The following is a 19,045-nucleotide window of genomic DNA, read 5'->3' on the forward strand; positions in this document are numbered from 1 at the left end:
ATCCCGTCAGCAGCCGACAGTTTGGATGCCGCAGCCCGGACGTGGCTTGCGCCCGCCAAGATAAATCTGGCGCTGCACGTCACCGGCAAGCGCGCCGACGGCTACCATCTGCTCGAGAGCCTGGTCGTTTTCACCCGCTTCGGCGACAGGGTCGAGATCGAGCCTGCCGACGCCGACCGGTTCTCCGTATCGGGCCGTTACGCGACTTCCGTGCCGATCGACGACAGCAATCTGGTGGTGAAGGCGCGCGAGGCGCTGCGCAGGCAGGCCGGCCAGCAGAGCACGCCGCCGGTTGCCATCCGGCTGGAAAAGAACCTGCCGATCGCATCCGGCGTCGGCGGCGGCTCGAGCGACGCGGCGGCGGTATTGCAGGGTCTTGTCCGGACCTGGGGGCTCGACATCGGCGAGGCCGAACTGAGCCGGATCGGTCTCACGCTCGGCGCCGACGTGCCGATGTGTCTTGCGGCAAAACCGCTGGTTGCGCGTGGCGTTGGCGATGAGCTGTCGCCAATTGCGGATTTTCCTGCGCTGGCCTTGGTGCTGGTCAATCCCGGCGTCGCCGTCTCGACGCCTGATGTGTTCAACGCACTTGAGAAACGCGACAATGAGGGATTGCCGCCGCTGCCGCGCGGTTTCGATTTCCACGGCGTCCGCAATTGGCTGGAGATCACCCGCAACGATCTTGAGGAACCGGCGCAAGCAATACAGCCGCCCATCGGCAGAGCGCTTTCCCTGCTGAACAGGGCCGGATCTGGATTCTCGCGCATGTCGGGATCCGGCGCGACATGCTTCGGGCTGTTCGAGACCGGCAATGTCGCCAAGCGCGCCGCCGCCGAGATCCGCAGTCGCGAACCGGAGTGGTTTGTCGCCGCGACACGAAGCATCGCTTCGGAGGGGGCCGATGGCCAAAATTGACGAGAGCCGGCCGTTCATCCCGGTGCGCATCGCGGTGCTGACGGTGTCCGATACGCGCAGCCTTGCCGACGACAAATCCGGCCAGACGCTGGCTGATCGCATCGCCGAGGCCGGCCATGTCCTGGCCGCGCGCGACATCGTCACCGACGACCGGGAGAAAATCCGCGACAAGGTGCTGGGCTGGTCGCGCGACGAAGACATCGATGTCGTCATCACCACCGGCGGCACCGGTTTTACCGGCCGCGACGTGACGCCGGAGGCGCTGGAGCCGATCTTCGAGAAGCGCATGGATGGCTTTTCCGAAGTGTTCCACCGCATTTCCTACGACAAGATCGGCACCTCGACAGTGCAGAGCCGAGCGACGGGCGGCGTCGTCAACGCCACCTTCGTCTTCGTGCTGCCGGGCTCGCCCGGCGCCTGCAAGGACGCCTGGGACGGCATCCTGAAACCGCAGCTCGACTACCGCCACATGCCCTGCAACTTCGTCGAGATCATGCCGCGCCTGGACGAGCATTTGCGGCGCGGCAAGGCCGCCTCGTAAACCAAGGCAAAGTGCCGGCCAAGTGCTGCCTTTGTCAGGCAGAATGGCGGCTGCGCCTTCGAGAGGTCATTTCCTCCGGGTCGTCGGGCGGATAGTCTGTCGCCAAGTCAAGACGGAAGAGATCCAATGAGCGCGCACCGCGGCGGCTGCCATTGCGGCAACATCCACCTGACCTTCGAAACCGGAATTGAGCCGTCCGAGATGGAGATCCGCGCCTGCCAATGCGCCTTCTGCGTCCGGCATGGCTCACGCGCCGCCGCCGATCCGCAGGGGCGATTGATCGTCGCGGCCGAGGACGAGGCCCGGCTGCACCGATACCGGTTCGGATTGCGCACCGCCGATTATCTCATCTGCCGGGACTGCGGCGTCTATGTCGCTGCTGTGACCACCGACGGCGAACCGAGAGCGATCGTCATCGTCAATGCGCTGGATGACCGGCCGCGGTTCAACCGCGAGCCGGTCCCAATGGACTATGATGCCGAGAACAAAGAGGGTCGCATTGCCCGGCGGCAAGCGCGCTGGATGCCGGTCGAGATCCGCTCCGGCCTCAGCGGATGACCGGTTCGCCGTGGAAGCGGCGGCGCGAGGGCGGCGAGACGCCGAAGCCGACCTCCATCATCAGCCGTGGCGTGGTGGACGGCACGGTGCCCATGTGGAAGCCGAACGGGTCCTCGACGAAGCCGAGGCCGGCCTCGCCGGTCAGCGTGACCGGGCTGTCGTCGCCATAGACCTTGAGCACGTCTTGCGCCGGATGGCCGACCAGCAGCGTCAACTGGTGCTTGAGGCTGCGCCTGTTGTGGCTGCCTTTGACATAGACATGCGGGCCGGTGCCGGCATCGCAGGGCTTGAGATAGAAGAAGAATTTCAGCATCCGCCAGTCGTCGAGATCGAAATGATATTTGCCGAGCGAGGCAAGGTTCTTGTCGGCGTCGGAAGCCTCGCCGGTCGGAAAGCTCCACCAGACACGCGTGGTGATCAGCTTTGCCTGCCCGCCCAGATAGTGCTGGGCGATGTCGAGCAGCAGCGGATCGTTTTGGATGGCGAGTGCTGCCTTGCAGCTGAGGATGCGCTCGAAATAGTGGCCGCTGAGCAAAGAGCGGCCGAACCGCTTCTCGGCTTCTGCGTGTTCTCCGGGCATGAATTCGAGCCGGCGGTCGAAATTGCCGAAGCACGGCGTGCTCTGAGCAAAGCTGGCGATCTCTTCGTGGATTGCCTGCGGAAGGACCAGTCCGGAGAACAGGCCATCGGCGCGCAGCGCCGCGACGATCGACTTGAGGTCGACGCCCCTGAACATCGTCGCTCCGGCACTCTGCGCGGGGCGCGCGGCTTTGGCGCCAAGCCAGTGCAGTTTGCGCGCCGGCATGGTGCGGGCAAGCACGAACATCGGCAGCCATGCGGGATTTTCGCGCAGGTCGGACAGATAGGTCGGGATACGCACCGCAATGCGGCGGAGCTGGCTGCCGTTGCGGGCAATGGCTTCCAGACTGGGGGCGCCGGATTTGTCAGGGGACGAAAGGTTCATCGGGGTCCTCAGATATGAACGGCAGCAACGACGACGCGGCGCTTGCTTACCGCTCCGGCACTACCCAAGCCCCGATATCCCGCATCAACGGAATGCTAATCCCGCGTCAGCTTTTGTGCAATGCACAATAGCTTTTTGCGGCGAAAAAGAGGGATGGTGCTGCGACCGTGCCAATGCGGATGAGGCGCCGACGCTGCCCCTCATCCGCCCTTCGGGCACCCTTCTCCCTGGGAACGGGAAAAGGGAGAAAGATCACTTCTTCGGCGCCAGCCAGATTTCGGCGTCGAGCCGCCTGGTGGCGAGACCGCGCGCAAGGGCTTCGGCGCTGTGCGCGTTCTTCGACAGGGCAGCGGCCTGGCGCTTGCTGATGACCAGCCCTTCGGCCAGCGCCCGGTTGCCCGAAAACACCCGTGACAGGAACGGCGTGCGGCTGCCGCGCGCACGGGAAAAGCGCGCCGGCATGGTTTGCCGCGCCGTGTGAGCGACAACGTCGTCGATCCAGCCCTCCGCCAGCCTTGCGCCGGGTTCCAGAAACAGCAGCCAGTCACCCTTCGCCTGCCTGATTCCCGCGGCAATGCCGCCGGCCACGAAGTGGCAGCCGGCATGATCGGCAACCCGATGCGTCTGGTCGGTCGAGCCGGTGTCGCAGACGATGACATCGCGCACCACGCCCTCGACCGCGCCGCCGATCAACGAGGCGAGCGTGCGGGCAAGGCCTTCTTCGTCATCCCGGGTTTCGATGAGAACGCTGAGCATTTTTAGCCGAATAGCGGAAAGCCCGGCGCAGCGCCAGTTTTGCATGGCCCAACGAAAAAGTTCTTGCTTTGTTCTCATCAGCGAAATAGGATTATTTTCATGAACAGAGCGATTCGACAGCCAGCCGACAGTCCTTGGGAAAGGGCCAAAATGGAACATATCGTGCGTGCGGACATTGCTGCTTTCGGAGCAGGGCGAGCCGAGATGGCCAATGCGATGATCGAACAGAGCGGCATGCGCGTCCGTCCGGATCGCAACCGCGGCCGTTCCGCGGGCATCAACCCGTCCGGCCGGTTCGAGCCGGTCAGCCGGCATGTGTTCGACGACGGCTGGAATTCGCTGGAGGAATTGCCGCCGTTCAAGACCGAAGTGCAGGTCGAGAAGCCGCGCACCATCATCACCCGCAACGAATCGCCCGACATTTCCTTCGACCGCTCGATCAACCCCTATCGCGGCTGCGAGCATGGCTGCGTCTATTGTTTCGCCCGGCCGACGCATTCCTTCATGGGCCTGTCGCCGGGGCTGGATTTCGAAGCGAAGCTGTTTGCCAAGCCGGATGCGGCGCGGCTGCTCGACAAGGAACTGTCGAAGGATGGCTATCAGCCGCGCACCATCGCGATCGGCACCAACACCGATCCCTACCAGCAGATCGAGAAACAATACCGGATTATGCGCGAGATCCTCGAAGTGCTGGAGGCGCGCGGCCATCCGGTCGGCATCGTCACCAAATCCCATCTGGTGACGCGCGACATCGACATCTTGTCGCGCATGGCCGAACGGGGCTTGGCCAAGGTGGCGCTGTCGGTGACGACGATGGACCGCATGCTGGCGCGCACCATGGAGCCACGCGCGTCGACGCCGACCAAGCGGCTTGAGGCAATCCGGCAGCTTTCCGATGCCGGCATCCCGGCCTCTGTCATGGTGGCGCCGATCATTCCCGGCCTGACCGACCAGGAGATGGAGCGTATCCTCGATTCGGCACGCGCCGCAGGCGCCCGCGAGGCCGGCTATGTCATCCTGCGCCTGCCGCTCGAGGTGGCGCCGATCTTCAAGGACTGGCTGCTGCGCCACTATCCCGACCGCTACCGGCACGTGATGTCGCTGATCCGTTCGATGCGCGACGGCAAGGACTATGATTCGGAATGGGGCAAGCGGATGAAAGGCGCCGGCCCCTATGCCTGGCAGATCGGCCGGCGCTTCGAGATCACGGCCAAGCGGCTCGGCCTCAACGCCGAGCGGCGCACGCTCCGAACCGACCAGTTTGTCGCCGCCGCCAAGGCGACCGAGCAGCTGATGCTGCTCTGAGAGTAGCGCCTGCCCTGCCCTCGTGGTTGGCAGGCGACCCAAGAATCCCGTCCGGCCTGTCCCCCGGCCTGCAGACGGTGCCCTCCCGGTCTTGCCCCACTCGACCCTGGAGGGACTTGCGGAGAATCGGAGCCGATGCGAACCTCGCCGCAACATGGCTCGCGCGCGTTCCGATTCTCCGCTTCTTTTAGAAATCGTCGAAAAGCCCGACTTCTCCTTCGAGACGAAGGCGATGGCTGAAGGCCTGTGGCCGGTGGCAGGCATGGACGAGGCCGGCCGCGGTCCGCTGGCCGGGCCGGTGGTGGCGGCGGCGGTGATCCTCGATCCCGCCAACATTCCCGACGGGCTAGACGATTCCAAACGGCTCAACCATTTGCAGCGCGAGGCGCTGTTCCTGAAAATCCTGGGGTCAGCGCTCGGCGTGTCGATGGCCTCGGTCAGCGCCGAAGGCATTGACGGCAGCAATATCCTCAAGGCCAGCCTGGAAGCCATGCGCCGCGCCCTTGCCGGCCTGCCGATCCAGGCGAAGCTGGCGCTGGCCGATGGCCGCGATGTGCCGCCGGGCCTCCTCTGCGAAGGCCGCGCGCTGATCAAGGGCGACCAGCGCTCGCAATCGATCGCCGCCGCCTCGATCGTCGCCAAGGTGATGCGCGACCGCATGATGTGCGGCTGCGGCAGCCACCACGAACGCTACGGGTTCGAAGTCCATATGGGCTACGCCACCGTGCGGCACCGCACCGCGATCGAAGCGCATGGTCCGGTGGCAAGGCTGCACCGGGCGTCATTCGCGCCGTTCAGGCTGGGTGGAGTTGAGGTGGTTGAGCAAGAGAGCTTCGCCGGGTTGGAGTAATGATAATCTCCCCCCTTGAGGGGGAGATGGCCGGCAGGCCAGAGGGGGTCGCCGCGCGTGAAGCGCTAGCCCTTACTGGCCGCAGAAAGAGCGTCGCGGCCGGTCGCACCGAACCCCTCTGTCGCTTTTGGCGACATCTCCCCCTCAAGGGGGCAGATTGTCCGCGCTCAACAAAAAAGCCGCCAGGTTGCCCGGGCGGCTTGATGTCAGCGAGTTAACCCCGCTCAGTTCAGCCTGGCCTTCACGTCCTGCAGCGCGGACTTGAACAGGTCGGCGCCGGCCTTGGCGTCGATCTTGCCGGCAAGCAGCGTGCGGGCCGCCTCGACGGCGATGTCGACGGCGCTGGCGCGCACTTCGGCGACGGCTTCGCGCTCGGCCTGGCCGATCTTCTGCTCGGCAAGCGCAGTGCGACGGGTGACATAGTCTTCGGTCTTCTTGTGCGCCTCGGCGGCAAGCATGTCGGCCTCGCGCTTGGCGGCAGCGACGATGGCTGCGGCCTCCTGCTCGGCTTCCTTGCGCTTCTTCTGGTATTGGCCGAGCAGTTGCTGGGCCTCTTCGCGCAACCGGCGGGCTTCCGCAAGCTCGTCGCTGATCTTGGTCGCACGGGCGTCGAGCGACTTGGCGATCAGGCCTGGCACCTTGATGTAAACGGCAACGCCGAGGAAAATGACGAGGGCAACCGTTGCCCAAAGCGTTGCGAGAGATGTGGCGTCCATGATGTGCTCCTCACCGGGCCACGGATTTGACCGCAGCCGAGATCTCGGCCTTGCTCGTCTTGCCGCCGACAAGCGCATCGACGATGGCTGAAGCGGTGTCCTCGGCAATCATGCCGACTTCCTTCATGGCGTTGGCCTTGATGGAAGCAATGCTGGCCTCGGCCTCGCCGAGCTTCTTGTCGAGGGCGGCCTCGACCTTCTTGCGGGCAGCCTCGGCTTCAGCCTTGGCAGCGTCGTTGGCCTGCTGGCCGATCGCGTTGGCCTTGGCCTTGGCTTCCGCCAGTTCCTGCTCGTAAGCGGCAACGGCGGCGTCGGCCTCGCCCTTCAGCCTGGCGGCCTGGTCGAGGTCCTGCGTGATGCGATCGCTGCGGACGTCGATGATGCCGCCAAGGCGCGGCATCACCACCTTCTTCAGGAACAAATAGAACAGCCCGAACGTGATCGCCAGCCACAGAAGCTGGGACGGAAACGTCGCCGGATCGAATGGCGGGAACGTGCCGTGCGCCTCGGCAGGCACGCCGGTGCCGGAATGCGTGTCGCCTTCCGTACCGGTGTGGGCGCCTTCAGCGGCGGGTGCGGACTCTTGCGCAAACGCAGATGTCACGAACATGGACTATCCCCTCATATCAGGCATGGCCGCAGGAATGCGGCCAGCCAATTCTTCCCAATGCTCGTCCGACCGATAATTGGCCGAACAGGGGCTCAGCCGAACAGGGCGAGAAGCGCGATGAGAAGCGAGAAAATGCCCAGAGCTTCGGTCACGGCGAAGCCGAAAATCAGGCGGCCGAACTGGCCATCGGCGGCCGACGGATTGCGCAGGGCGCCCGCCAGGTAGCTGCCGAAGATGTTGCCGAGGCCAATGCCCGCGCCGCCCATGCCCAGGCAAGCGATACCGGCGCCGATGTACTTTGCTGCTTCTGCGTCCATTTTGAACTCCTTTGGATCTGTAATTCCGTTGCAATTCCATCCGGCGAAAGATGCCGGAAATTCTAAGGTCAGTGCCCGGGATGCAGGGCGTCGTTCAGATACATGCAGGTCAGCACCGCAAAGACGTAGGCCTGCAGGAAAGCGACCAGCAATTCCAGCGCGGTCAGCGCGACTGCCATGGCCAGCGGCAACACCGAACCGGCAACGCCGACGGCGCCGAGCGCGCTCAGGCTGACGACGAAGCCCGAAAACACCTTCAGGGTGATGTGGCCGGCCAGCATGTTGGCGAACAGACGAACCGAGAGGCTGACCGGGCGCGACACGAAGGAGATCACCTCGATCAGCACCACCAGCGGTAACAGGAACACCGGAACGCCGTGCGGCACGAAGAGCTTGAGGAAGCCCAGACCGTGCTTCGTGAAGCCGTAGACAACGACGGTTCCGATCACCAGGGCTGCGAGGCCGAAGGTGACGATGATGTGGCTGGTGACGGTGAAGAAGTAAGGGAAAAGGCCAAGCAGGTTGGCGACCAGCACGAACATGAACAGCGAGAACACGAAGGGGAAGAACTTCATGCCCTGCGTTCCGGCGGCGTCGCGCAGCATGTTGGAGACGAACTCATAGCCCATTTCCGAAACCGACTGCAGGCGCCCGGGAACAAGGCTGCGGCTGGAGGTCGAGAGGTACAGAAACGCCGATGCGACGAGCACGGTCGCGACCATGAACAGAGCCGAATTGGTGAAGGACAGGTCATAGCCGCCGATATTGATCGGAATCAGCTTGACGATATGGAACTGGTGGATCGGATCGACCTTGTCAGCAGCCATTTACATCCCCGTCAAAACCGCGAGCGGCCTTAAGTGTCCTTGTGCGCCATTGGCGGCGCGCCATTTCATTCTTTCGGATCGTGCGACTTCTCGCTTTTTCCGAATTCCGCCACAACACCTGACGAACGCAGGACATTGAGCACGCCGGCGCCAAAGCCCAGCAACAAGCCGACGACCAGACCCCATGGCGAGGTTCCCGCCACGCGATCCAGAAACCAGCCAAGGCCCACACCCACCACTATCCCGGCGATGAACTCGCTGGACAGCTTGAGCGCCTGGCCATATCCGGCCGTCGCCTTCGCGCCGTCATTCCCCTCGAGCTGATCCGGCCGTCTTGTCGCAAGCGATGCTCCAAGCTCACGCCGGCGGCGTTCGAGATCTTCGTCGCGGATGTCGGCCTCGTGCTTGCTGCCGCGGCCGGTTTCTCCGGTTCCGTCTGGCCCGTTCTTGTCGGCCATCGTAACCCCCCTGCCCGGTCAGACCGTCACCGTCCGTCCGCTTCTAAAGTCGCCGGCAACATAGTTAGAGGGTTTGCGCCCGTCAAGCCACGGGCGGGACTTCAAAGCCATGTATTTTTTCTATTGGAATCAATCACTTGGCGAGGTGCGACATCGTGCCCGGCACTATCGGGTCGGCACATGCCCCGAATCCGTCCGGCGACCGTTGTCCGATTTCGGCTTCCAGGGCCTTTGCGGTTCGTTTGCGACAGGCAAGCCGAAGGGCTCAGCTCCAGCCGCCGCCATAGGTGCGGTAGAAGATATGCAGGCCGATCTTGGTCATCTTCTGCATCGTGCGCGCCCAGCCCGGATGGACGTAGTTGGCGTAGTAGTGGGTCGATGAGCCGACTTCGGGAATGAATATCTTGCCGGCGGTGACCGCCATCGCGACGTCCTGCGCGGTCTTGTAATGGGCGGGGCTCTCGATGCGCTTCTTGCGGCCGTCGCAGGCGAAGGAGAACTGGCAGCGGTTCAGCCAGTTGTCGTTCTGGTAGACGACGCCGCAAATCGAGTTCGGATAGGCCGGATTGCGGACGCGGTTGAGAATGACCTGCGCGACGGCGGCCTGGCCGCGCACGGATTCGCCGCGCGCCTCGAAATAGATGCCGTTGGCGAGGCAGGCCTGCTCCTTCGTGGAGAAGACGCTGGCCGGCAGCGGGTTCTGGATCCACGAGTGGTCACCCTTGGCCATCGGCGGAATGAAGCGCCCGCTGCTCGGCTCCTCGTCCTGCAGCAGCGCTTCGAAGGGTGAGGCCTTGGCGTAATCGGGTTCGGCCTGGGCATAGGCGGTGGCCAGCACGTCCGGTCTGTCATTGTTGACCAACGCGGCAAGCATGGCCGGCACGCCGGGATCGGGCTTCTTGTCCACATTGGTATGGAAGGCCTGGGCGATCTGGATTTCCTTGCCCTTGATGCCGGGCTTGGCGAAGGCGAGCTTCAGGCCGCTGTCCATGCTCGGCCGCAGCAGCGAGGACGTGCGCTGAAAGATTGAGCCGGCATTGAAGTTCTTCGGCGGCGCCACCGGCGAGACCTGGATGATGCGGCCCTTCTTGTCGGCGCGCATGATGCGGTCCTCGTCGGGCGTGATGCCGGCGACATTGCCCTTGCCGCGAAACGAGACCTTGCCGACGCCGGGCAGGCGCACGCCCGAGCCCGAGAGCGAACCGGTGGTGACGGAATCGATGAAAGGCATTTCGGCGGCATGAACCGAGCCGGCGACGGAGCGCTCGACATAAGAGTTCCAGCGGGTGCCCGAAGCTTCGAGGCCGGAAATCAAGCTGCCCATGTCCTGGTAGGCGACGACAGTTGGAAAGCCGATCCAGATGCCGAGCCCGATGACCAATGGCGATACGAAGGAACGTTTTTTCTCACCGGCGGCGGCGGCCAGCCGCTTCAGGACACGTCGATGCACGGGGAACTCTCCAGAAACGCCACTGAGCCACTGGAGAGCCAAAGTGAAGCATTAACCTTGATGCGGGGTTAACGCGGTTGATCGTGTTTTTCCGAAGCGGCCCGAAATGGGACGCCGTTTGCCGACCGGCAACCCGTCAGTTCGGCCGCAGGAAAATTGGCCATGCAATCATGGCGCAGAGCGCGCCCACCAGCCAGACGCCAGGCCACGACCAGATGAGCAGCAAAGCCGGAATGGCGGTCGGCACCACGAAGAAGGCGATGAAGACGAAGCTGTTGGCAAGACCGAGCGCGGTTCCGGCGCGGCTGGCGCCGGCAAGCGTGGCGAGTTCGGTGTAGGCGACGCCATGCCAGGCGGAGACCGAAATGCCGGCAACGACCAGCAGCACGTCGATCGCCGGGATCAACGCGGCATGGGCGTCTGGCGTGGCTCCTGCCGCCAGGACCAGCAGGCCGACGGCCGCGAAGCCAAGCGCGCTCGTCATGCTGCAGAGGCGCAGGAACCAGCGGCGGTTGCCATGGCGGTCGGTGAAGCGGCCGCTCCAGACGCGCATCACCATCGCGCCGGTCTGCACCGCGGCAAGGCTGGCGCTGATCGTGAGCGTGGCCATGCCGGCGAAATCGTGCAGGAAGACGGAGGCGAAGGTGAGCACCGCCACTTGCGGAAAGCAGAGCAGGCCGATGGCGGTGGCGATGCGCCAGACCTCGACATTGCGCAGCGGCGCCGGACCGCCCGACTTTGCCACGGCCATGCTGCCGGCATTGTCCAGTTCCGGCGGCTGGTGCAGCCATCGCCAGGCAAACAGCGCAGAGACGGCGTTCATGGCGGCCAGCAGCCCGAAGACCGCCGCGAAACCGTGCACCGATGCCAGCGACGGCAGGACCAGCGCGCCGAGCCCGCCGCCGAGCGGCACCGCGGTCTGCCTGATGCTCATGGCAAAGCCACGTTCGCCTTCGTGGAACCAGGCCATGATGGCGCGGCCGCTGGAACCGTTGACGCTGCCGCCGAGCAGGCCGGTGACCAGAAGGCATGCGGCCAGCATTGCGACGCCAGGCACATAGGTCACTGAGGGCACGATGAACAACGCCATCAGGGCGAGCCACGCCGCGGTCGCACCAAGGCCGGTCAATAGCACGCCGCGATCGCCCCAGCGGTCGGTGAGCAGACCCCAGGGCAGTTCGCTCAAGGCAACGCCCAGTCCGAGAAGACCGAGGACCAGGCCGAGATTGCCATTGCTCAAGTGATAGCCCGACCGCAGAAACACCGCCGCCGCCGGTATGCCGGCGAAGGTGGCGGAGAAACTGGCATTGGCGGCAACGCCGATGCCAAGCACCTTCCAGCGATGATTGGCGCGAAATCGTTCAGCCTTCGACGTGACGGCGGCGGCTCGGCCAACCCGGCCTGGCTCACAATTTGCGTCGGCGATCGACATGGCGGGACTCCTGTTGATGCCCTTTCGGGACCTTGACGCCTCGTCTTTACCGCCATAACTTCATCCCGAATATCGGGAAGTTTTTGACAATTGTTCCCGAAAAACAGGATCGTTGTGATGCGCCGCGTAACCTTCGACCTCGATGTCCTCCGAAGCTTCGTCACCGGCATGGAACTCGGCAGCTTCGCCAAGGCCGCCGACCGGCTTGGCCGCTCGACCTCGGCGGTGAGCGCGCAACTGAAGAAGTTGGAGGACCAGGCGGCGACGCCGATCTTCCGCAAGTCGGGCCGCGGACTGGCGTTGACCGAAGCCGGCGAAACCATGCTCGGCTATGCCAGGCGGCTGCTCGAGTTGAACGACGAGGCGGCCTCGGCCATCCACGACGTGGAACTGGAAGGCTGGGTCAGGCTCGGCTTGCAGGAGGATTTCGGCGAGGCGGTGCTGCCGGAGGTGCTCGGACGCTTCGCCCGCGCGCACCCCAAGGTCAAGATCGAGGCGCGGATCGGGCGCAGCTATGAACTCGCCGAGCGGATCACATCAGGCAATCTCGACATTGCGCTGGCCTGGGACAGCGGCCAGGCGCTGCCTTACAGCCGGCATGTCGGCGACGCGCAATTGCGCTGGATCGGGCCGGCAAAGCTGATCGAGACCAGGCTACGCGAGGGCGAGGCACTGCCGCTGGTGGCGCTGGAAGCGCCATGCCTGCTGCGCACAGTGACGACGGAAACGCTCGACCGCGCCGGCCTGCCATGGCGGATGGCCTTCTCCAGCCCCAGCCTTGGCGGCATCTGGGCGGCGGTCGCCGCCGGCCTCGGCCTGACGATCCGCACGGATATCGGCCTGCCGGCCAATGTCAGGACGATGGCACCGCAAACGTTGGGCTTACCCGCGCTGCCAACCATGGCGCTGGTGATGCACCAGAAAGACGCCGAACTGGACCCGGTGGCGACGCGGCTGGCGGATATTTTGTGGCAGGCGGCGGTGGCGGCGCTGCCGCAGGACGAGCGGTTGAGAGAGGTCGCTTAGACGCGGTGATCACCCGGTGTCGCGTTCCGTCACACCCCCCTCTGTCCTGCCGGACATCTCCCCCTCAAGGGCCCTCAAGGGGGGAGATTGCTGTCATCAACGCTTTCGCCAATTTTTGATCTTGCAAGGTGAGAACGGCCGCAGCGGCTGCTGATCTCCCCCCTTGAGGGGGATGCCCGGCAGGGCAGAGGGGGGTGCTGCCCCGCCAATCTTGCGGAGAATTTCGCAACCGTCACCGCTCACTTGCGCTTGTTCGCTCTCCCCGCGAACGGGTTGTCCGAAGTCCGCAGCGCTATCCTGATCGGCACGCCGGGCATGTCGAAGGCTTCGCGCAGGCTGTTGGAGAGGTAGCGGACATAGGATTGCGGCATCGCGTCGGGCCGCGAGCACTGGACGACGAAACCCGGCGGCCGGGTCTTGGCCTGGGTGACGTATTTGACCTTGAGCCGGCGTCCGGCGACGGCGGGCGGCGGATGATGCGCAAGAATGCTTTCCAGCCAGCGGTTGAGCTTGCCGGTGGAAACGCGGCTGTTCCACACCTTGTGCGTCTTGATGACGGCATCCATCAGCTTGTCGAGGCTGCGCCCGGTCTCGGCCGAAACCGTCACCGCCTGGATGCCGCGCACTTGCGGCAAAAGCCGTGTGGTCTTTTCGCGCAATTCGGCCAGCAGTTCCTGCGGATTGTCGATCAGGTCCCATTTGTTGAAGGCGATGACCGGCGCCCTGCCCTCGCGGATGATCAGGTCGGCGATCTGGAGGTCCTGCTTCTCGAATGGGATGGTGGCGTCGAGCACGATGATGACGATCTCGGCAAAGCGGATGGCGCGCAGACCGTCCTGCACCGACATCACTTCCAGCTTTTCGTGGATCCTGGCCTTGCGGCGCATGCCGGCAGTGTCGAACAGTTTTAGGCGACGGCCATGCCAGTCCCAGTCGACCGAGATNCTGGCCTTGCGGCGCATGCCGGCAGTGTCGAACAGTTTTAGGCGACGGCCATGCCAGTCCCAGTCGACCGAGATGGAATCGCGGGTGATGCCGGCTTCCGGGCCGGTCAAAAGCCGCTCCTCGCCGATCAGCGCGTTGATCAGCGTCGACTTGCCGGCATTGGGACGGCCGACGACGGCGATGCGCATCGGCTTGGTGTCGTCATAGGCAGGTTCGGCGTCGGGATCGGTGATGTCCTCGCCGATCAGCACCTCGCTGGCGGCGACGTCCTCGGCCTCGTCTTCTTCCTCGCCGAAGGCGCGGTCTTTGCCCAGCGCCTCGATCACCGCGTCGCGCAGATCGGGCATGCCCTGGCCGTGCTCGGCCGAGACCGGGATCGGCTCGCCGAGGCCGAGTTCCCAGGCCTCCAGCATGCCGCCCTGGGCGCCCTTGGCCTCGGCCTTGTTGGCGACCAGCACGACCGGCTTGCCGGATTTGCGCACGATCTCGGCAAAGGTGCGGTCGTCGGGCAAAAGGCCTGATTTGGCGTCGATGGTGAAGAAGATCAGGTCGGCTTCGCGGATCGCGATCTCGGTCTGCGCGCGCATGCGGCCGGGCAACGTCGAGGCGGCGGCGTCTTCGAAACCGGCGGTGTCGATGACATCGAAATGCAGATCGTAGAGTTTGGCCGCGTGGACGCGACGGTCGCGGGTGACGCCCGGCGTGTCGTCGACAAGCGCCAGCTTCCGTCCCACCAATCGGTTGAAAAGCGTCGATTTGCCGACATTGGGCCGGCCGATAATGGCGACTTTGAAGCTCATCCGGCTATCCATATCATCGCCCAAACCGCAGCGCGCCCTTGGGTCAGGCCCGAGGGCAGGCTTTGGGCGATGCGTATCATGACGCGCCCGAGCCGCGGATCAATTCCGACATCAGCGTCGCCCGCTGGCGCGCGTTGCGCGGGGCGCCGTCATCGGCGGCGATCTGGTCGAACAGTTTCAGCGCATCCTGGGTCTTGCCTTCCTTCCAGGCGGCAAGGCCGAGCGCTTCGCGCGCTGTGTGGCGCAGCGTGTTGTTGTCGGCGGTCAGCGCCTCGACGCGGCTGGAGACGTCGGCGAAGGAGCCGTGATCGACGAGCAGCAGGGCGGCCCGCAGGCGCGCCATGTCGCGAATGCCCTGGGGAATGGCGTTGTCGGCGGCGACGCCATCGAAATCGGCGACGGCGGCGGCAAAGTCGCCCTTGTCGGCCTTGACGGTCGCCGCGCGCATGCGGGCGAGCAGCGGATAGGCGCCGTAGCCGTCCTTTTCCAGCTGTTCGAGGGCGGTCAGCGCCTCGTCGCTCTTGCCGTCATTGGCAAGCTTCAGCGCCTGCGAGAAGGCATCGCCGGAGCGGTTGGCGCGCGTCTCGTCCCAATAGCGGTAGCCGACGAAGGCGGCGGTGCCAAGCACCACCAGGATGGCGAGGCCAAGGATCGCCGGACCAAAGCGGTCCCATAGCGCCTGCGCCTGCTCGCGACGGATCTCGTCGTTGACTTCGCGGATAAAACTGTCGTCGGACATCAATCAAAACCATTGCTGCCCTAACAGGGGCGCTTCTTGAGCCCGCGTTTTAGCGAAATTTCGCGGGCATGGAAGGGGCTCGGCAGGAAAATCGGCTAATCGCCGGGCGCATAGCTGCCGACGTTGATCGCACCCACGCCACATTTTGCCGATAGCCGGCTTGGACTGCCTCCAGATCAAGCCCAGATTGCCGATGCCACGTTTGTCCCGCGTTGTTGCGTTTTCCTCAGCCGTGCTTGCCATGGCTGGTGCGGCTTTCGCCGACCCGCCGGCGCCGCCTGCCCCGGCAAAGCCGAAGCAAATCGTCATCATCTCGTTCGATAGCGCCCGGGAGATCTCGCAATGGCAGCGCAGCCGGGCGCTGGCCAAGCGCACCGGCGCGCATTTCACCTACTTTTTGTCCTGCGTCTTCCTGCTGTCGCCGCAGACGCGGGCCGACTACACAGCTCCGGCCAAGTCCGCGGGCAAATCCAACATCGGCTTTGCCGCTTCGAAGCAGGACGTCGCCGATCGGCTCGATCAGATCGGGCTCGCCGCTTCGGAAGGCCACGACATCGCCAGCCATGGCTGCGGCCATTTCGACGGCAAGGACTGGAGCAAGGCCGACTGGCTGAAGGAATTCGCCTCGTTCGAGCGCATTCTGGAAAACGCCTATGCGATCAACGGTATTGAACCCGAGCCCAAGGGATGGCGCGATATTGCCCATGCCGTTGTCGGCTTTCGCGCGCCGTACCTCTCGACCAGCAAAGGGCTCTATGAGGCCCTGCCTGAAGCCGGCTACCACTATGATGCCAGCGGCGTTTCGAAAGGCCCGGTCGAGCCGCCGACCGGCGGCGGCTTGACCCGCTTTTCGCTGCCGCAGATCCCGGAAGGCCCTGATGGTAGGCTGGTGATCGCCATGGACTACAATCTCTATGTCAGGCATTCCGGCGGCTTCGAGCGGCCAAGCCAGGCGGCAGACTTCACCGAGCGGACGTACCAGGCGTTCCGCGCCGCCTTCGACAGGCAATATCAGGGCAAGCGCATCCCGCTGGTGCTCAGCTTCCACTTCACGCCGATGAACAACGGCGCCTACTGGGACGCGCTGGAGCGCTTTGCCGGCGAAAACTGCGTCAAATCAGATGTCGAGTGCATCAGTTTTCGCGATTATGTGCAGCGGCAACGTGGTAGCGAGAGGCAGGCGGCGGTGGGCGGCTGAGCCGCCAACCGTCTATGCAGATAGGATCAAGCCGGGTCGGGTTCCTTTGCCTGGCGCGCGAGGAAACGACGATCGATATCGGGAAGCGGCTCGCCGTGGATAATTGCCTCGAAGGCACGCAGGCGCTTGTAAATGGACAGAAGCTCGACAATCGTTGTCCACGCATTGACGAGATATTGGAACGAGGAGCGCACTTGCCCGAAGGCATCGAGAATTCGGTTCAATAGACCCAAACTGATTTTGGCGGCCACCATCGTTGGGACCAATACTATATAAGGGAATATATTATCTATCTGAAGATAGAATATGCGAGCCACATTGAAATACATGTAGTGGAAGTAAAGCCTAAAGTAATTTCGCCGCACGTTGTTAAATAGTTCGGCGACAGTGGGCGGCCGAGCACGATTCGGATCATCTTCACCATAAACAAGTTCTTTTCGATAGGCAGCCTCGACGCGCTGGTTACGGAATTCGAGGCCTGGCAACTTGATGCCGACGAGCGCCAAGAAAGTAGTCCCAAAAATCGACCAAACAATCGCTACCACCACTAGGGAGTAAGGGACCTCTCCGACGATTGGCAATTCAGTTACATTTTTCGACAGAACGAGGAGAACGGGCAAGAATGCGATCAGCGTCATTACCGAGCGGACCAAATTCACACCGAGTGCTTCCATCGTCGTGGAAAAGCGCATGGTGTCGTCCTGGACACGCTGCGACGCTCCTTCGATAGTGCGAAGCCTGTCCCAATAGAACATGTAGTATTCATTCATCGCCGTGCGCCAGCGGAAGATCCAATGGCTCACAAAAAATAGGTTAAGGACACCCACGGCAACGGCCAATCCAGCGACCCAGGAGATGGTCAGCAGTTGGCTGTAGAAATCCCACGGCGTTGTCGAATACGCCTTGCCGAGCGCCCGCTGTATGAGATCGTAGAACGGTCCGTACCAAGCGTTAAAGGCTACATCCACTTGAACCTGGAAATAGATCACGAAGAGAATGAGCGCGGACCCAAGGATCGACCAGTTCTGCCAAGGATGGGGTGAATACCACCTCCAAAAGCCAGCGAAAAGCGCTACGCCCGTGCCGTAGTATAGGTAGAACCAGACGAACGGGTCAGACCAAAAGACTTCAACGCCAACGGGCGTGTCGGCTGCCACCGGAGCAAGCCCAATCAGGGTACCCAGCTCTTGGCCGCCGAAAAACCAAATTATGATGAGCAAAAGGCTCCAGACGGCGGCCGAGGTGAAAAACAGCTTCGGCTGCGGGAAGAAGGATACGAACACTGTGGTGAAATCCTCGGTCGGTGCGCAAATCAGCGGGGTTCAGCGGGCATAAAGTCACACATTAGGTGGAAAGCAAATGCCCGTACCCGATGCCCGGCATCGAGCAAGACCACAATCATGGCGATTTTGGCGCGGCCGACCAGGTGATCCCAGCAGATACCAGCAATACGCCAGCAGCGACGATCGAGGCCAGGAAGAAGTTGCCCGAGGCTTGCGCCAGCAGTCCGGCGACGATCGGGCCGACGATCTGGCCGATGCCGAAGGAAGCGGTCATCAGCGCAAAAATCCGGCGCGGCGCCTCCGGCACGAGCTGCCTTGCCGTCTGCAGGCCGAGCGCGGTGATGGCGATGAAGGTGCCGCCGAGCAGGACGCCCGCCAGCAGCGGCCCGGCGGTGCCGCCGATGGCGACGCTGGCGGTGACGCCGACCACCTCGACCAGGCAGCCCACGGCATAGGCGGTATAAAGCCCGATCCGTGCCGCTACCTTCTGCCACAGCCAGACCGAGGGAAAGCCGGCAAGGCCGGTGACCATCCAGACGCTTGCCTCGAAGACGCGGCCGCCGCCGCCCTGGCGCACGATGGCGACCAGGAAGGTCGCCGTCACCACATAGCCGAAGCCGAACAGGCCGTAGGCAACGATGACTTTTGCCAACGACCGGTCCCTCGGCAGTGCCGGTTCGCGGTCGGCCACGCCGCGGCCAGGTGCGGTGCTGCCGGCGAGCAAGGCGACCATCGCAAGGCCGCCGGCGGAAATCGCTGCCGACCACAGCCAGCCCGAAGCCCAGCCGGCATGTTCGGTGACCAGAACCGCCATCAGCGCTGAGGATGCCGCGATGCCGAGGCCGACGCCGCCGAAATGCAGCGCCTGCAGGTCGCTTCTGTTGGCGGCTGCCAGGTGACCGAAGACGATCGAGGCCATGAACACCATGACGAAGGCGCTGGCGAGACCGGCAAGGAAGCGGAGGACGACAAAGGCGGTCATCGTCTCGCTCAGCCCCATCAGGGCGGCGAGCGCAGCACTGGCGGCAAGGCCGCCAAACATCAGCAGGCGCTCGCGCCCATGCGCCCAGCCGCCTGCCGCCGCAAGCGCGCCGACGAGGTAGCCGAGATAATTGGCCGACGCGATCCAGCCGGCATCGGCCGGCGACAGATGCAGTTCTTCCATCATTCCGGGCAGGATCGGCGTGTAGACGAAACGGCCAATGCCCATGGCAACGGCCATGGCGATCATGCCAGCGAGAGCTTGGCGCAAGGGTGATGGAGCGGCGTTCATTGCAGCGCACAATAAGGGTGCTGCCCGGTCAGACCAATCCACTTGCGTTGGGCCAGACTTGGCGGCGGCGACAGTGGCCGTT

The 19,045-nt window shown here is 63.9% G+C and carries 20 protein-coding genes; 7 read left to right on the forward strand and 13 right to left on the reverse strand.

Annotated elements, in window-relative coordinates; all coding sequences use genetic code 11:
- The first annotated feature begins 21 nt into the window (after positions 1 to 21).
- From X727_RS147910 to X727_RS147900, 3 genes are all read left to right on the forward strand, one after another.
- Positions 22 to 915, forward strand: a complete 894-nt coding sequence (locus X727_RS147910; RefSeq protein ID WP_023834488.1) for a 4-(cytidine 5'-diphospho)-2-C-methyl-D-erythritol kinase — start codon at positions 22 to 24, stop codon at positions 913 to 915.
- On the forward strand, positions 902 to 1,456 hold the full coding sequence (moaB, locus tag X727_RS147905; RefSeq protein ID WP_023729313.1) for a molybdenum cofactor biosynthesis protein B: 555 nt from the start codon (positions 902 to 904) through the stop codon (positions 1,454 to 1,456). The genes X727_RS147910 and moaB overlap by 14 nt, the downstream gene beginning before the upstream one ends.
- Before the next feature lie 126 nt (positions 1,457 to 1,582).
- On the forward strand, positions 1,583 to 2,014 hold the full coding sequence (locus tag X727_RS147900) for an aldehyde-activating protein (protein ID WP_023834489.1): 432 nt from the start codon (positions 1,583 to 1,585) through the stop codon (positions 2,012 to 2,014).
- On the opposite strand, the gene X727_RS147895 is transcribed toward X727_RS147900, so the two are convergent.
- Both X727_RS147895 and X727_RS147890 read right to left on the reverse strand, forming a co-directional pair.
- Positions 2,004 to 2,978, reverse strand: coding sequence for a hypothetical protein (locus X727_RS147895; protein WP_023745502.1), 975 nt, complete (start codon positions 2,976 to 2,978; stop codon positions 2,004 to 2,006). The two genes, X727_RS147900 and X727_RS147895, sit on opposite strands and share 11 nt — an antisense overlap.
- A gap of 252 nt (positions 2,979 to 3,230) precedes the next feature.
- Entirely contained in the window at positions 3,231 to 3,734 is a 504-nt protein-coding gene (locus X727_RS147890) for a glycosyltransferase (RefSeq protein WP_023684377.1), read from the reverse strand.
- Between the two features lie 150 nt (positions 3,735 to 3,884).
- On the opposite strand from X727_RS147890, the gene X727_RS147885 reads away from it, so the two are divergent.
- Both X727_RS147885 and X727_RS147880 read left to right on the forward strand, forming a co-directional pair.
- Complete coding sequence (locus X727_RS147885) at positions 3,885 to 5,039, forward strand: PA0069 family radical SAM protein (RefSeq protein WP_023834490.1); 1,155 nt, start codon at positions 3,885 to 3,887, stop codon at positions 5,037 to 5,039.
- Between the two features lie 154 nt (positions 5,040 to 5,193).
- The gene (locus tag X727_RS147880) at positions 5,194 to 5,889 is read left to right on the forward strand and encodes a ribonuclease HII (protein WP_023745503.1); all 696 of its coding nucleotides are present in this window, start codon (positions 5,194 to 5,196) and stop codon (positions 5,887 to 5,889) included.
- A 224-nt stretch (positions 5,890 to 6,113) separates the two neighbouring features.
- Here the strand turns inward: X727_RS147880 and X727_RS147875 are convergent, their stop codons facing one another.
- The 7 genes from X727_RS147875 to X727_RS147845 form a co-directional block, all read right to left on the reverse strand.
- Positions 6,114 to 6,605 (reverse strand): F0F1 ATP synthase subunit B, encoded by a 492-nt coding sequence (locus tag X727_RS147875; RefSeq protein ID WP_023668483.1) that lies wholly within the window; start codon positions 6,603 to 6,605, stop codon positions 6,114 to 6,116.
- 10 nt (positions 6,606 to 6,615) lie between these two features.
- Positions 6,616 to 7,215 (reverse strand): F0F1 ATP synthase subunit B, encoded by a 600-nt coding sequence (locus X727_RS147870; protein ID WP_023745504.1) that lies wholly within the window; start codon positions 7,213 to 7,215, stop codon positions 6,616 to 6,618.
- Between the two features lie 92 nt (positions 7,216 to 7,307).
- Positions 7,308 to 7,532 carry a F0F1 ATP synthase subunit C gene (locus tag X727_RS147865; RefSeq protein ID WP_006206606.1) on the reverse strand — a complete coding sequence of 75 codons (225 nt, stop codon included), beginning with the start codon at positions 7,530 to 7,532 and terminating at the stop codon, positions 7,308 to 7,310.
- Positions 7,533 to 7,600: 68 nt separating this feature from the next.
- Positions 7,601 to 8,359: a F0F1 ATP synthase subunit A gene (locus X727_RS147860; RefSeq protein WP_023745505.1), complete on the reverse strand. Its 759-nt coding sequence runs from the start codon at positions 8,357 to 8,359 to the stop codon at positions 7,601 to 7,603.
- Between the two features lie 65 nt (positions 8,360 to 8,424).
- Positions 8,425 to 8,817, reverse strand: a complete 393-nt coding sequence (locus X727_RS147855) for an AtpZ/AtpI family protein (protein WP_023668486.1) — start codon at positions 8,815 to 8,817, stop codon at positions 8,425 to 8,427.
- A 265-nt stretch (positions 8,818 to 9,082) separates the two neighbouring features.
- The gene (locus tag X727_RS147850; protein WP_023668487.1) at positions 9,083 to 10,267 is read right to left on the reverse strand and encodes a cell wall hydrolase; all 1,185 of its coding nucleotides are present in this window, start codon (positions 10,265 to 10,267) and stop codon (positions 9,083 to 9,085) included.
- Positions 10,268 to 10,403: 136 nt separating this feature from the next.
- Positions 10,404 to 11,699, reverse strand: a complete 1,296-nt coding sequence (locus X727_RS147845) for an MFS transporter (RefSeq protein ID WP_023745507.1) — start codon at positions 11,697 to 11,699, stop codon at positions 10,404 to 10,406.
- A gap of 117 nt (positions 11,700 to 11,816) precedes the next feature.
- Between X727_RS147845 and X727_RS147840 the strand changes: the two genes are divergently transcribed.
- On the forward strand, positions 11,817 to 12,725 hold the full coding sequence (locus tag X727_RS147840; protein ID WP_023738457.1) for a LysR substrate-binding domain-containing protein: 909 nt from the start codon (positions 11,817 to 11,819) through the stop codon (positions 12,723 to 12,725).
- Between the two features lie 239 nt (positions 12,726 to 12,964).
- Here X727_RS147840 and der read toward each other — a convergent pair whose 3' ends face one another.
- Together der and X727_RS147830 are read right to left on the reverse strand one after the other, a co-directional pair.
- Positions 12,965 to 14,470 carry a ribosome biogenesis GTPase Der gene (gene der / locus X727_RS147835; protein ID WP_023834491.1) on the reverse strand — a complete coding sequence of 502 codons (1,506 nt, stop codon included), beginning with the start codon at positions 14,468 to 14,470 and terminating at the stop codon, positions 12,965 to 12,967.
- A gap of 76 nt (positions 14,471 to 14,546) precedes the next feature.
- A complete protein-coding gene (locus X727_RS147830) occupies positions 14,547 to 15,209 on the reverse strand; it encodes a tetratricopeptide repeat protein (protein ID WP_023729304.1) in 663 nt (220 codons plus the stop codon).
- Positions 15,210 to 15,402: 193 nt separating this feature from the next.
- Here X727_RS147830 and X727_RS147825 point away from each other — a divergent pair, with 193 nt between their 5' ends.
- Positions 15,403 to 16,407, forward strand: a complete 1,005-nt coding sequence (locus X727_RS147825; protein WP_023834492.1) for a polysaccharide deacetylase family protein — start codon at positions 15,403 to 15,405, stop codon at positions 16,405 to 16,407.
- Between the two features lie 26 nt (positions 16,408 to 16,433).
- Here the strand turns inward: X727_RS147825 and sbmA are convergent, their stop codons facing one another.
- Positions 16,434 to 17,690, reverse strand: coding sequence for a peptide antibiotic transporter SbmA (sbmA, locus tag X727_RS147820; RefSeq protein ID WP_023668493.1), 1,257 nt, complete (start codon positions 17,688 to 17,690; stop codon positions 16,434 to 16,436).
- A gap of 115 nt (positions 17,691 to 17,805) precedes the next feature.
- Entirely contained in the window at positions 17,806 to 18,963 is a 1,158-nt protein-coding gene (locus X727_RS147815) for a YbfB/YjiJ family MFS transporter (protein WP_023738455.1), read from the reverse strand.
- Positions 18,964 to 19,045 lie beyond the last annotated feature (82 nt).

This window comes from Mesorhizobium sp. L103C105A0 (assembly GCF_000502215.1).
Classification (GTDB): Bacteria; Pseudomonadota; Alphaproteobacteria; order Rhizobiales; family Rhizobiaceae; genus Mesorhizobium.

Bases quoted from the DNA above. Each gene is read 5' to 3' on its own strand.
- X727_RS147815 (WP_023738455.1), bottom strand. From the start codon at position 18,963: ATGAACGCCGCTCCATCACCCTTGCGCCAAGCTCTCGCTGGCATGATC.
- X727_RS147890 (WP_023684377.1), bottom strand. From the start codon at position 3,734: ATGCTCAGCGTTCTCATCGAAACCCGGGATGACGAAGAAGGCCTTGCC.
- X727_RS147840 (WP_023738457.1), top strand. From the start codon at position 11,817: ATGCGCCGCGTAACCTTCGACCTCGATGTCCTCCGAAGCTTCGTCACC.
- X727_RS147880 (WP_023745503.1), top strand. From the start codon at position 5,194: ATGGCTCGCGCGCGTTCCGATTCTCCGCTTCTTTTAGAAATCGTCGAA.
- X727_RS147875 (WP_023668483.1), bottom strand. From the start codon at position 6,605: ATGGACGCCACATCTCTCGCAACGCTTTGGGCAACGGTTGCCCTCGTC.
- X727_RS147825 (WP_023834492.1), top strand. From the start codon at position 15,403: ATGCCACGTTTGTCCCGCGTTGTTGCGTTTTCCTCAGCCGTGCTTGCC.
- X727_RS147830 (WP_023729304.1), bottom strand. From the start codon at position 15,209: ATGTCCGACGACAGTTTTATCCGCGAAGTCAACGACGAGATCCGTCGC.
- X727_RS147870 (WP_023745504.1), bottom strand. From the start codon at position 7,215: ATGTTCGTGACATCTGCGTTTGCGCAAGAGTCCGCACCCGCCGCTGAA.
- X727_RS147900 (WP_023834489.1), top strand. From the start codon at position 1,583: ATGAGCGCGCACCGCGGCGGCTGCCATTGCGGCAACATCCACCTGACC.
- X727_RS147860 (WP_023745505.1), bottom strand. From the start codon at position 8,359: ATGGCTGCTGACAAGGTCGATCCGATCCACCAGTTCCATATCGTCAAG.
- X727_RS147865 (WP_006206606.1), bottom strand. From the start codon at position 7,532: ATGGACGCAGAAGCAGCAAAGTACATCGGCGCCGGTATCGCTTGCCTG.
- X727_RS147855 (WP_023668486.1), bottom strand. From the start codon at position 8,817: ATGGCCGACAAGAACGGGCCAGACGGAACCGGAGAAACCGGCCGCGGC.
- moaB (WP_023729313.1), top strand. From the start codon at position 902: ATGGCCAAAATTGACGAGAGCCGGCCGTTCATCCCGGTGCGCATCGCG.
- X727_RS147845 (WP_023745507.1), bottom strand. From the start codon at position 11,699: ATGTCGATCGCCGACGCAAATTGTGAGCCAGGCCGGGTTGGCCGAGCC.
- X727_RS147895 (WP_023745502.1), bottom strand. From the start codon at position 2,978: ATGAACCTTTCGTCCCCTGACAAATCCGGCGCCCCCAGTCTGGAAGCC.
- X727_RS147885 (WP_023834490.1), top strand. From the start codon at position 3,885: ATGGAACATATCGTGCGTGCGGACATTGCTGCTTTCGGAGCAGGGCGA.